At 55.0% G+C, this 12,567-nt stretch carries 11 protein-coding genes; 1 reads left to right on the top strand and 10 read right to left on the bottom strand.

The window, feature by feature from the left end:
- Positions 1 to 33 precede the first annotated feature (33 nt).
- On the top strand, positions 34 to 885 hold the full coding sequence (locus LT85_RS15485) for a metallophosphoesterase (RefSeq protein WP_038490359.1): 852 nt from the start codon (positions 34 to 36) through the stop codon (positions 883 to 885).
- Here the strand turns inward: LT85_RS15485 and LT85_RS15490 are convergent.
- The 10 genes from LT85_RS15490 to nuoG all read right to left on the bottom strand — a co-directional run bounded on the left by LT85_RS15490 (position 882) and on the right by nuoG (position 12,363).
- Positions 882 to 1,439, bottom strand: coding sequence for an NUDIX domain-containing protein (locus LT85_RS15490; protein ID WP_038490362.1), 558 nt, complete (start codon positions 1,437 to 1,439; stop codon positions 882 to 884). The two genes, LT85_RS15485 and LT85_RS15490, sit on opposite strands and share 4 nt — an antisense overlap.
- A gap of 146 nt (positions 1,440 to 1,585) precedes the next feature.
- On the bottom strand, positions 1,586 to 1,906 hold the full coding sequence (locus LT85_RS15495) for a DUF2818 family protein (RefSeq protein ID WP_038490365.1): 321 nt from the start codon (positions 1,904 to 1,906) through the stop codon (positions 1,586 to 1,588).
- Between the two features lie 17 nt (positions 1,907 to 1,923).
- Positions 1,924 to 3,429 (bottom strand): NADH-quinone oxidoreductase subunit NuoN, encoded by a 1,506-nt coding sequence (gene nuoN, locus LT85_RS15500; RefSeq protein WP_038490368.1) that lies wholly within the window; start codon positions 3,427 to 3,429, stop codon positions 1,924 to 1,926.
- 128 nt (positions 3,430 to 3,557) lie between these two features.
- Entirely contained in the window at positions 3,558 to 5,045 is a 1,488-nt protein-coding gene (locus LT85_RS15505; protein ID WP_038490371.1) for an NADH-quinone oxidoreductase subunit M, read from the bottom strand.
- 56 nt (positions 5,046 to 5,101) lie between these two features.
- Positions 5,102 to 7,192, bottom strand: a complete 2,091-nt coding sequence (gene nuoL / locus LT85_RS15510; protein WP_038490374.1) for an NADH-quinone oxidoreductase subunit L — start codon at positions 7,190 to 7,192, stop codon at positions 5,102 to 5,104.
- An 82-nt stretch (positions 7,193 to 7,274) separates the two neighbouring features.
- Positions 7,275 to 7,583, bottom strand: a complete 309-nt coding sequence (gene nuoK, locus LT85_RS15515) for an NADH-quinone oxidoreductase subunit NuoK (RefSeq protein WP_038490377.1) — start codon at positions 7,581 to 7,583, stop codon at positions 7,275 to 7,277.
- Between the two features lie 12 nt (positions 7,584 to 7,595).
- Positions 7,596 to 8,276, bottom strand: a complete 681-nt coding sequence (locus LT85_RS15520) for an NADH-quinone oxidoreductase subunit J (RefSeq protein WP_038490379.1) — start codon at positions 8,274 to 8,276, stop codon at positions 7,596 to 7,598.
- A 171-nt stretch (positions 8,277 to 8,447) separates the two neighbouring features.
- Entirely contained in the window at positions 8,448 to 8,936 is a 489-nt protein-coding gene (gene nuoI, locus LT85_RS15525) for an NADH-quinone oxidoreductase subunit NuoI (protein WP_038490382.1), read from the bottom strand.
- Positions 8,937 to 8,953: 17 nt separating this feature from the next.
- Complete coding sequence (gene nuoH, locus LT85_RS15530) at positions 8,954 to 10,021, bottom strand: NADH-quinone oxidoreductase subunit NuoH (protein ID WP_038496447.1); 1,068 nt, start codon at positions 10,019 to 10,021, stop codon at positions 8,954 to 8,956.
- Entirely contained in the window at positions 10,021 to 12,363 is a 2,343-nt protein-coding gene (gene nuoG, locus LT85_RS15535; RefSeq protein WP_038490385.1) for an NADH-quinone oxidoreductase subunit NuoG, read from the bottom strand. Before nuoG ends, nuoH begins: the two co-directional genes overlap by 1 nt.
- Positions 12,364 to 12,567 lie beyond the last annotated feature (204 nt).

Below are 12,567 nucleotides of genomic sequence, written 5' to 3' on the forward strand. Positions count from 1 at the left end.
AGGCTGCGGTTGCAGCCTTTTTATATTCACCCAATGACAATCTGGCGCGGAAAGCACAATTACCCGGCACGCAGGCGAAGCGAACGCATCCTTGATGCGTTGCTGCTCGGCGGCATCTTCGCCAAGTGGAGCTATCGCCTTGGCTTGCATGGCAGCTTAAGCGTCTCGCACTACGCCATCGAATTATCGCCGGAAAAAAAACTGGCGTCCCCGTTGCGTATAGCATTTGCGTCCGACTTCCACGCCGGCCCGACTACGCATCCCCAAATATTTGAAGAGCTTTTCGACGAAATCGACCGTCAACAACCTGACGTCCTGCTGCTTGGCGGGGATTTTGTTTCGGCTCACGCGCACTACGCCGAAATACTCAAGGATGGACTAGCGGGCATCCAACCTCGATTCGGAAAATATGCCGTGATGGGAAATCATGACTTATGGGTGGACGATACGGAATTATGCGGCATCTTGCACGAAGCCGGAGTGAATGTCCTGGTCAACCAGAATCGTCCGCTGCCAGCGCCTTATGAAGCCGTCTCGATTTGCGGCCTGGACGATCCCTGGACCGGGGCCCCGGATATAGATCAAACCGTCGCCGATGCCGGGGCCATACGCATACTGCTGATGCACGCACCCGATGGCTTGCTGCTGCTGGATGGGCAGCACTTTGACCTCAGCGTAGCGGGACATACGCATGGCGGCCAGATCGCCTTGCCGAACGGCAGGCCGATCATCGTACCGTCAGGCCCGATGTGCCGAAAATATCATTTTGGCAGGTATGAAACGGAACTCAACGGTAGCCTGATCGTGAGCCGCGGAGTCGGATGCAGCAGCTTGCCAATCCGGCTCAATGCCGATCCGGAGCTGGTGATCTGTACAATGTACTAAGGCAGCTTCCAGTTTCCTGCGATAATTTTTTCAAGCCAGAAAGTACCGATGACGGTTTTAACGTCAGTGACCTTCCCTTCCTTTATCCAGCTCAGCATGTCTGTGAGCGGCGCCTTGAATACATCAAGGAATTCGCCGTCATCGAGCTTGCGCTCACCCGCAACCAGACCGCGCGCCAGGAACAGTTCCAGATGCTCGTCGGAATAGGCGATCGCATTGTGGATAGTGCAGACGTGTTGCCACTCCGTGGCGGTATAGCCCGTCTCTTCCAACAACTCGCGCTTGGCGCAACTCAGGTGATCTTCGCCTTCATCAATTTTTCCTGCGGGATACTCAATGAAGACTCGTTCCAACGGATAGCGGTATTGCCGCTCTAGCAATACCGTGCCATCCTCAAACAACGGCAAGATCACGACAGCGCCGGGATGCTTGATGTACTCACGCGTGGTGGCTTTGCCGTCTGGCAGTTCGACCTTGTCGCGTTGCACTTTGAGAAAATGACCATCATAAGCTACGGCAGTTGCGATCCGGGTTTCTTTGAGGTGACTATCCATGCGAACGCTCCAGCGAAATAGTGGAAAGTGAAAGATGCTGATTAGAGGGAATTGTAATGCCTGGATGCGCAGACTGCGCTGCGTGCTGGACTGGAAGACGCTGGCAAGGGACTAGTACAGCCTCCCCCTGTTCAAACCGCATAGTTTCAGCGGTGTTTCTTCAGGTAGCGTAATACGTAACCAGGATAGGCCAGCACCAGGAACATGCAACCGGTCACGGCATAAAACTCCCAGCCTTGCGTAAAGGTATTTCCGATATTTGCTTCCAGCACATAGGCAAACAGGCCGACCAACGCATACAGTGCCAGCAACTCAAGCAAACGCACCCAAATCGGCTTTACCGCAGCCTCACCCTGACCGCCAGACTTGAGCGGAACCAGCGCGAACAAGCGTTCATTAAAGAACGGCAGGTTCGCTGCCAGCAGTGCAAGCAGGATGACGAACAGGCTGGAGAGAGAAACGTTCACGTTGTGATTTTGCCAGATCAGGAAGTAACTCTGGCGATGAAGCCGGCCAGCGTACGCACGATGGCCAGATTGCTCGCATCCATCAGCAAACCAGGCCACAGGCCCAACACCAATACCGCCAAGCCATTCAGGCTCAGCAATACACGGACGTCAGCGTGGGCGACGATAGGAGCGCGGTCTTGCGGCTCATCGAAATACATCATTTTGATGACGCGCAGATAGTAGAAAGCGCCAATCAGCGAGAACAGCACCGCAACCACAGCCAACCAGATCTGGTGCGTACCGATCACTGCCTGCAATACCGACAGCTTGGCGTAGAAGCCCATCAGCGGCGGAATCCCTGCCAACGAGAGCATCAACACCAGCATCACGCCGGCGAACCAAGGGCTACGTTGATTCAAGCCTTTGAAGTCATCCATGCTTTCAGCCTCAAAACCGGCGCGCGACAGCAGCATGATGACGCCGAAAGTGCCGAGCGTAGTCATGACATAAGTGATCGCATAGAACAGGGCTGAGCTGTATGCGTTGGAAGACGAGAATAGATTGTTGTCGACCACGCCGCTCAACAAGCCGAGCAACATGAAACCCATATGTGAAATGGTCGAGTATGCCAGCATGCGCTTGATATTAGTCTGTGCAATCGCAGTGATGTTACCGATCGCCATAGACAACACCGCCAGCACGGTCAGCATCTGCTGCCAGTCGACCGCCAGCGGCAACAGTGCCTCCACCAGCAAACGGAAACAGATTGCAAAAGCCGCCAGCTTAGGAGCGCCACCCAGCAACAAGGTAACTGCAGTCGGCGCACCTTGATATACGTCTGGCACCCACATATGGAACGGTACTGCGCCCAGCTTGAACGCCAGGCCGGCAACCACGAATACCACGCCGAATACCAGCACGGTATGGTTGATGCCGCCGGAATCCGCGGCGCGAGCCACTTCAACCAGGTCGAGCGAACCAGTGGCGCCATACAACATCGACATACCGTACAAGAGGAAACCGGAAGCCATCGCGCCCAGCACGAAATATTTCATCGCCGCTTCAGTTGCTGAAGTGTTTTCACGACGCAAAGCGACCATCGCGTACAGCGACAGGGACATCAGCTCCAGGCCAAGGTAGATGCTGAGGAAATTGCTGCCGGAAATCATTACCATCTGTCCCAGCAACGTGAACAAGGCCAAGGGATAAAACTCACCGCCCAGATGACCACCAACCATGTCGCGCTCACTCACATAACGGCGCGAATACACCAGGGTCATCGCCACCGCTACATAAGAAACCAGCTTCAACAGGCAACTCAGCGGGTCGGAGACAAACATGTTGTAGAAGGTATAAACCGTCTCCCCGCTTTCAAATGCACCCAGCGTCAATACAAAACACACCGCCAGCACGGCCAGCGTCAGGTAATAGGTGATATGGCGCTTGGCATCCGAAACGAACATATCGATCAGCAGTACGACAGAGGTCGCAATCAGCAGAAAGATTTCCGGATAAACAGGGATCAGATTCATGTTATTCATTTATTTGCCGCTTATTTTTGTACACTGTACTTCTTAGTCAGTTGAGGACAGAGTCGCCCGGACAGGGTAACTTGTCGCCTTTTGGCGCCACGTAAAACCTGCGCTGGCCACCTCTGCCCCGCAACTCATCAATTTAACTTGGTGATCGCGACATGCTTCAGCAGGTCCGCCACCGATACCTGCATGGCATCGGTGAATGGCGCCGGATACAGGCCCATCGCGATAACGGCAATCGCCAGCACACCCAGCATGGCGAACTCACGCTTGTTCAGGTCCAGCATTTCTTTCACGTGCGAATTGGTTACAGCGCCGAACACCACCCGCTTGACCAGCCACAGCGAATACGCTGCGCCGAGAATCAGTGCAGTCGCCGCCAGCAGGCCAATCCAGAAATTGAATTTGACCGCCCCCAGAATCACCATGAATTCACCGACGAAACCGGACGTGCCTGGCAAGCCGGAGTTGGCCAGCGAGAACAGCACAAACAAGGCAGCGAAACGCGGCATCACGTTCACGACACCACCGTAGGCCGAGATTTCACGGGTATGCATGCGGTCATACAACACGCCGATACACAGGAACATCGCGCCGGACACAAAGCCGTGCGAAATCATTTGCACGATACCGCCCTGCAAACCGATGTCATTGAAAATAAAGAAACCGAGCGTAACGAAACCCATGTGCGCAATCGACGAATAGGCAATCAGCTTCTTCATGTCCTTTTGCACCAGCGCTACCAGACCGATATAAATGACGGCAATCAGCGACAAGGTGATCATGAAACCTGCCAGATAGTGGCTGGCGTCAGGTGTAATCGGCAGCGAAAAACGCAGGAAGCCGTAACCGCCCAACTTCAGCATGATGGCCGCCAACACTACTGAGCCGCCGGTTGGCGCTTCAACGTGAGCGTCAGGCAACCAGGTATGTACCGGCCACATCGGCACCTTGACCGCAAAGGCAATCAGGAAAGCCAGGAAGATCAAAATCTGTTCCGACATATCCAGCGGCAGCTGATGCCAGGTCAGGATTTCGAAAGTGCCGGAATGGAAATACAGGTACAGCAATGCGACCAGCATCAGCAGCGAACCCATCAGCGTGTACAGGAAGAACTTGATCGCCGCATACACCCGGTTGGTACCACCCCAGACACCGACGATGATGAACATCGGGATCAGCGTGGCTTCGAAGAATACATAGAACAGCATCCCGTCCAGCGCGCAGAAGACACCGATCATCAGGCCCGACAAGATCAGGAAAGCGCCCATGTATTGCGCGACTTTCTTCTCGATCACTTGCCATGCAGAAATCACCACCAGCACCGTGATAAATGCGGTCAGCGGAATGAACCACAACGAAATGCCGTCGATACCGAGGAAATAATTGATGTTGAAGCGGTCGATCCACACCGACTTTTCAACAAACTGCATACCTTGGAGGCCGTTGTCGAACTGACGCACGATCGGCAAAGTCACGACAAAACTGACCGCTGCGCCTAGCAGCGAAAGCCAGCGCACCAGGGTTGGATTATCGTCGCGACCTACGGCCAGGACGAGGATACCGAACGCGACCGGACACCAGATCGCGAGGCTGAGAAGAGGGAAAGTTGACTGCATCATATTTATTATTTATCTACCTTGCTGAGTTTGCTGAGAGTTGACTAAGCTCGCCCAGCTTATTTGGCAAACGGAAACGGCATGAACCAAACCAGGAAACCCAGCACGCCGATAATCATCACGAATGCATAGTGATAGATATAGCCGGATTGCCAGAGACGGGTAATTTTCGAAAACCAGTTGACGGCCTTGGCGCTGCCGTTGACGATCAGGCCATCGATCAGGCCACGGTCGCCGGCATTCCACAAGCCACGACCCAGCATGCGGGCGCCGCCGGCGAAGACCACGTCGTTGAACTTGTCCATATAGTATTTATTGTCGAGCAGCGTGAAGATCGGGCCACACTTCTGCTTGATCGCCGCAGGCAAGCGCGGATTGACCATATAGCAATAGTAAGCTGCTGCCACGCCGGCAATCGCCAGCCACAACGGCGCTGAACTGAATGCGTGCGCCACCATGCCAACCGGACCGTGGAAATCGGTGCGCAACTCTTCCATTGCATGATGCGCTTCGTTGACGAAAATTACGTCCTTGAAAAAGCTGCCGAACAGCATCGGCTCGATCGCAAAGAAACCGATGACGGCGGATGGAATCGCCAGCAAGATCAGCGGCAATGTCACAACCCAAGGCGACTCATGCGGCTTCTGGCCTGGCGCCAGGCCATGATGTTCGTGCTCTTCCTCTGCATCGTCGTGATGCGCGTCATGGGCATCGTGGGCATCGCTCACTGCGTGCGCCGGAGCGTGGTGACCATGATCGTCATGTGCCTTGCCGAAGCGCTCTTCGCCATGGAACACCATGAAGTACATGCGGAACGAATAGAAGGCAGTCACGAATACGCTGGCCAGCACGGCGAAATAAGCAAAGCCCGAACCGAACAGGGTCGATGCGTGCGCCGCTTCGATAATGCTGTCTTTTGAATAGAAACCTGAGAAGAACGGCGTACCGATCAGCGCCAGTGATCCGATCAGCGATGTAATCCAGGTAATCGGCATGTATTTACGCAAGCCACCCATGTTGCGCATGTCTTGATCGTGGTGCAAACCGATAATCACCGAGCCGGCGCCAAGGAATAACAAAGCCTTGAAGAAAGCGTGCGTCATCAAGTGAAACACTGCCACAGAGTAAGCCGATGCACCCAGCGCCACAGTCATGTAGCCAAGCTGCGACAAGGTCGAGTACGCCACGACGCGTTTGATGTCGGTCTGGATAACACCGAGGAAACCCATGAACAGCGCAGTAATCGAACCGATGATCAGGATGAACGACAAGGCGGTATCCGATAGTTCGAACAGCGGCGACATGCGGGTCACCATGAAGATACCGGCAGTTACCATGGTCGCCGCGTGGATCAGCGCGGAAATCGGCGTCGGGCCTTCCATTGAATCAGGCAGCCAGACGTGCAACGGAAACTGTGCGGATTTACCCATGGCGCCGATGAACAGGCAGATACAGGCAACCGTCAACAACATCCAGTTGCTTCCCGGCAGAGTCATTTGCGCCAGCAGGCCCTTTTGCGCGAACACTTCGGTGTAGTTCATCGAACCGGAATACGCCAGCAGCAAACCGATGCCGAGAATAAAGCCAAAGTCGCCGACACGATTGACCAGGAAGGCTTTCATGTTGGCGAAAATCGCCGTCGGACGGGTATACCAGAAACCGATCAGCAGGTACGACACGAGGCCCACTGCTTCCCAACCGAAGAACAGCTGCAGGAAGTTGTTGCTCATGACCAGCATCAGCATCGAGAACGTGAACAGCGAAATGTAGGAGAAGAAGCGGTTATAGCCTTCGTCGTCTTTCATGTAGCCGATGGTGTAGATATGCACCATGAGCGAAACAAAGGTTACCACGCACATCATCATCGCCGTCAGGCTGTCGACCAGGAAACCGACTTCCAGCTTGACGCCACCGACCGTCATCCAGGTGTACAAGGTACCGTTGAATGTGGCGCCATCGATTACCTGCAGCAAGGTCTGCACGGAAATGATCAAGGCGATCAGCACGCCCAAGATCGTGACCGTATGCGAGGTCTTGCGACCGACCAGATTACCGAAGAATTTGGTACCGAATAAGCCCGCGATCGCAGCACCAGCCAGGGGTGCCAACGGTACGGCAAGAAGTAATTGTGGGTTAAGTTGCCCCGCCATGATGAACCTTATCTTTATTCGTTATTTGTTGTCTGCGTATTCCATGCCCCGTCAGCAACGGCTACCGGGACAAACCTCGTCATCAGCCTTTGAGGCTGTCCAGATCTTCCACATTGATGGTGTCCAGATTACGGAACAACGCCACCAGGATGGCCAAACCAATTGCCGATTCTGCGGCCGCTACCGTGAGGATAAAGAAAACGAAAATCTGCCCTGCCGCATCGCCGAGGTAATACGAGAAGGCGATGAAATTCATGTTCACCGCCAGCAGCATCAATTCGATTGCCATCAGCAATACGATGAGGTTCTTGCGGTTGAGGAAAATGCCGACGATCCCGATCGAGAACAGGATCGCACCAAGGATCAGATAGTGAGCGAGCGAAAGTACCATGTTGCGTCCTTGTTATTTTTGTGGCGCCGCCGGTGCAGGCGGAGTTGCTGGTGGAGTGGCAGGCGCGGCAACAGGTACTGCCGGCGCAATTGGATCGACCTTATCTTCCGACTTCATCTTGACGATGCGTACCCGGTCGGTGCTCTTGACCTTGACCGCAGCAGCCGGCGAGAAATACTTGCTGTCTTTACGACGGCGCAAGGTCAGTGCAACCGCTGCCACAATCGCCACCAGCAAGATCACGGCGGCAATTTCGAAGGCGAATACGTACTCGGTATAGATCAGCTTGCCCAGCTCTTTGGTATTGCCGATGTTGGCCGAGATGGCTGGCACATCGGCATCGCTGCCCTGGAAACCGTGGAATATGACCCCGGCCATTTCCAGGACGATGATGGTGCCGACTGTGGCCCCAAGCGGAAAATAACCCCAGAATCCCTCACGCATTTTTTCGAGGTTAATATCCAGCATCATCACCACAAACAAGAACAGCACCATCACCGCACCGACGTACACCAGCACCAGCACGATCGACAGGAACTCAGCCTTGAGCAGCATCCAGATACCGGCCGCCGAGAAGAACGACAACACCAGGAACAGCGCGGAATGCACTGGATTACGGGCGGTGATAACGCGCAGCGAGGCCAATACCAGCACCACGGAGAACGCGTAAAACAAGAAGGTCTTAAATTCCATAATGGCCCAAAAAGTCGGCTAAAGAAGCTTCACTAATCGCTACAAGCTAGCGTTAGTTGGTTGGAGGCCGGGTAATTCGCCACGCGATTTTCTGCTGGCGATGTAACCCGGTCCCGCAAATAATTCAATTTTTCACAACCACAGCACAATAAGAACGCGCTGTAAGACAGATTAACGGTATGCAGCGTCCGCGGCGCGCGCCGCGGCGATTTCAGGTTCGTAACGATCACCCACCGCCAACAACATTTCCTTGGTGTAGTACAGATCGCCACGCTTTTCACCGTGATATTCCAGAATGTGGGTCTCGACGATCGAATCGACCGGGCAAGACTCTTCGCAGAAACCGCAGAAAATGCATTTGGTCAGATCGATATCGTAGCGCGTGGTACGGCGAGAGCCGTCTGCACGCTGTTCCGATTCAATCGTGATCGCCATTGCCGGGCAAACTGCCTCACACAGTTTGCAAGCGATGCAGCGCTCTTCTCCGTTCGGATAGCGGCGCAACGCGTGCAGACCGCGAAAACGCGGCGACTGCGGCGTCTTCTCTTCCGGGAACAGCACCGTAATCTTGCGTGCGAACAGGTAGCGGCCGGTGAGGCGCAATCCCTTGATCAGCTCCAGCAGCATCAAACTGCCGAAAAAATCCTTGATGGCTTCCATTTACTCTATACCTTCCATTACTTCCAGATATTCCATGGACTTTGAATCCAGGCTGCGACAATCACCAGATAGACGAGAATCAGGGGGATGAATACTTTCCAGCCCAGGCGCATGATCTGGTCATAGCGATAGCGCGGGAACGAGGCACGTACCCAGATAAACACAGACAACATGAAGAAGGTCTTCAAACCGAGCCAGATCCAGCCTGGTATCCAGTCCAGGAACGCAGCAGGCGAAGCCCAGCCGCCCATGAACAGCAGAGCTGTCAGGATCGACACCAGAATCATGTTGGCGTATTCAGCCAGGAAAAACATTGCGAACGACATGCCCGAGTATTCGATCATGTGACCGGCTACGATTTCCGATTCGCCTTCAACCACGTCAAACGGATGACGGTTGGTTTCGGCGATGCCGGAAATGAAATAAATCAGGAACACAGGGAACAAGGACAGCCAGTTCCAGGACAGGAAGCCGACGCCGTGATCGTAGAAATAGCCCTTGCTCTGCGCCATCACGATATCAGTCAAGTTCAGGCTGCCCGATACCATCAGTACGATGACCAGGGCAAAGCCCATCGAAATTTCGTAGGACACCATCTGCGCCGAAGCGCGCATCGCACCCAGGAAAGCGTACTTGGAGTTGGATGCCCAGCCGGCGATGATCACGCCGTAGACTTCCATCGAGGTAATCGCCATCACGAACAGCAGACCGGCGTTGACGTTAGCCAGCACGGTCTCAGGACCGAAGGGCACCACAGCCCAGGCCGCCAAGGCTGGCATGATGGTCATGATCGGTGCGATGAAGAACAATACCCGGTTGGCGCGCGCCGGCACCGTGACTTCTTTCAGCAACAGCTTGACGGCGTCGGCGATCGGCTGCAGCAAGCCTGCGAAACCGACCCGGTTAGGACCGACGCGGATATGCATCCAGCCAATCAGTTTGCGCTCCCAATAAGTCATGTAGGCTACGCACAGCAGCAACGGCACGACCACGACGATGATCTTGATCAGGTTCCAGATCAGCGGCCAGATAACGCCGAACCAGCCGGCGCCGGTTGCATTGATGGTGGCGATGAAATGATCCATCATGCTTTCTCCACTACGATAGAACCGAACATCGCACCCAAGGCTGCGGTCGAGGCATGCGAAGCGGCTACCCGCACCACATTTTCCGGCAAGGAGGCATCAATCGCCGCCAGCAGCGAAGCTACGCCCTGCCCTTGTTTTACTGTCACGCGGTCTCCACCGGCAACACCCAGTTTTGCTGCCAGCGCTGCCGGCAACCACGCTTGCGGCGCTTGGCCGTCAACGGTTTCCTGCAGCGATGCGGCGCGGCGTACGACGGCGTCGCCAAAATAGATCGGCACATCGGCAATACGCTCGAGTGCGCCATTCGCAGTTTGTGCGCCAGCTTGCGGTTGCAGGTCGCAGGCATTGTTCAGGCGCGCCGCCAAGTTGGCTGCAGCGACTTCACCGGTACCCAGCACTTCGTCGCGAATCGCTTCCGAAGTGTCATAGTCAAAGCCTGCCAAGCCCAGCAAGTTACCCAACACGCGCAACACCTTCCAGGCCGGACGAGCGTCGCCCATAGGCCGAACGGTACCGTTGAAACTTTGAGCGCGGCCTTCACAGTTGACGAAAGTACCGGAAGTTTCCGTGAACGGCGCGATCGGCAACAAGACGTCTGCATAGTCGGCACCATGCTTGTAAGCCGACATTGCGACAACCATTTCAGCCTGCTTCAGCGCAGCGACAGCCACCTGCGGGTCGAAGCTGTCCAGTTCAGGCTCAGCATTCAACAAGACATAGGCTTTATGAGGTTGCGCGAAAATTTGTTGCGCATTACGACCCTTGCCAGCAGCTGGCAAGGCATTCGCCCAATAGCCGCCGACAGTGTTACCAGCCTCGGTCATATAGCCGAACTTGGCATCAGTCTGTTGTGCAATCCATTGCGCAACCGCATGCAGTTGCGAGGCTTGTGGATGCTGCGCTGCTGCATTACCCAGCATGACTGCTTTCGCATCGCCCGACAACAGGCTGGCGGCAGTTTGCTTGGCTTCGGCTGAAGGCTCGACATTGTCGAACCCGGCAGGAACAGCAACACTCTTGGCTTGCGCCACAGCGACTGCGACCTGGCTCAACGCCGACAACCAAGCCGACGGCGCCGCGATAATCTTGTTAGCGACCGGCATCAGCAGGTCGTCGTCGGTTGCGTGCAGGATACTCAGCTTGGCGCCGCGCTTGACGCTCAGGCGCAAGCGCGCCGACAGCAAAGGATGATCCTTGCGCAGGAACGAACCGATCATGAAAACGCGATTCAATTGCGCGAATTCGTTGATCGACATGCCCAGCCATGGCGTGACCTTGCCGTCGAGGGCGAAGTCGGATTGGCGCAGACGGAAATCGATATTTTCCGAACCCATGCCACGTACTACTTTTTGCAGCAGCGACAATTCTTCCAGGGTCGAATATGGCGTGCCGACAGCAGCAATCGCATCGGCGCCGTGCTCGTGGCGAATGTTACGCAGACCGTGCGCGACATATTCCAGCGCAGTTTGCCATTCGACTTCTTGCCACTTGCCGTCTTGCTTCAGCATCGGCTTGGTCAGACGCTCGGCGCTGTTCAAGCCTTCATAGGCGAAACGGTCCTTGTCCGATATCCAGCATTCATTGACGTCGTTGTTTTCCAGCGGCAGTACGCGCATCACCTTGCCGGACTTGACCTGCACCACCAGATTGGCGCCCAGGCCATCATGCGGGCTGACCGATTTGCGACGCGACAATTCCCAGGTACGGGCGCTGTAACGGAAAGGCTTGGAAGTCAATGCACCGACCGGACACAGATCGATCATGTTGCCGGACAATTCCGAGTTGACGGTCTTGCCGACAAAGGTAGTAATCTCGGAATGCTCGCCGCGGCCAACCATGCCGAACTCCATCACGCCGGCGATTTCCTGGCCGAAACGGACGCAGCGCGTGCATTGGATGCAACGGCTCATTTCCTGCATGGAGATCAGCGGACCGGCGTCTTTCGGCGCCACGACACGCTTCTCTTCTTCGTAGCGGGAAGACGATTTGCCGTAGCCGACCGCCAGATCCTGCAACTGGCATTCGCCGCCCTGATCGCAGATCGGGCAATCCAGCGGATGATTGATCAGCAGGAATTCCATCACGCTCTTCTGCGCGGTCGTCGCCTTGTCGCTGGCGGTGCGCACGATCATGCCGGCGGTCACCGGCGTGGCGCAGGCTGGCAGGGCCTTAGGGGCTTTTTCCACCTCGACCAGGCACATGCGGCAGTTAGCCGCGATGGAGAGTTTTTTGTGATAGCAAAAATGGGGAATGTAAGTACCAATCTTGTTGGCAGCATCCATTACCATGCTGCCCTCTTGGACTTCCACTTTCTTGCCGTCTATTTCGATTTCAACCATGGCTTTTGCTTTTCTTGCCTAAGTGTTCTTGCTTAGAGTATTTGCTGATGCCGTCATCGACCATCATTCATGATCATTTGAAAACAGAGCAATTCGTCGCGCTACTGCTGTTCTTTGCAACTCAACCGTTTTATCTGATTAGTTGAGGACAGAGTAATTAGCCACGCTACGGTGGCTCTTAAAGCCAACGCAGGCCGCCTCTGT

The sequence above is a fragment of the Collimonas arenae genome (genome assembly GCF_000786695.1).
In the GTDB taxonomy this organism is placed as follows: domain Bacteria; phylum Pseudomonadota; class Gammaproteobacteria; order Burkholderiales; family Burkholderiaceae_D; genus Collimonas; species Collimonas arenae_A.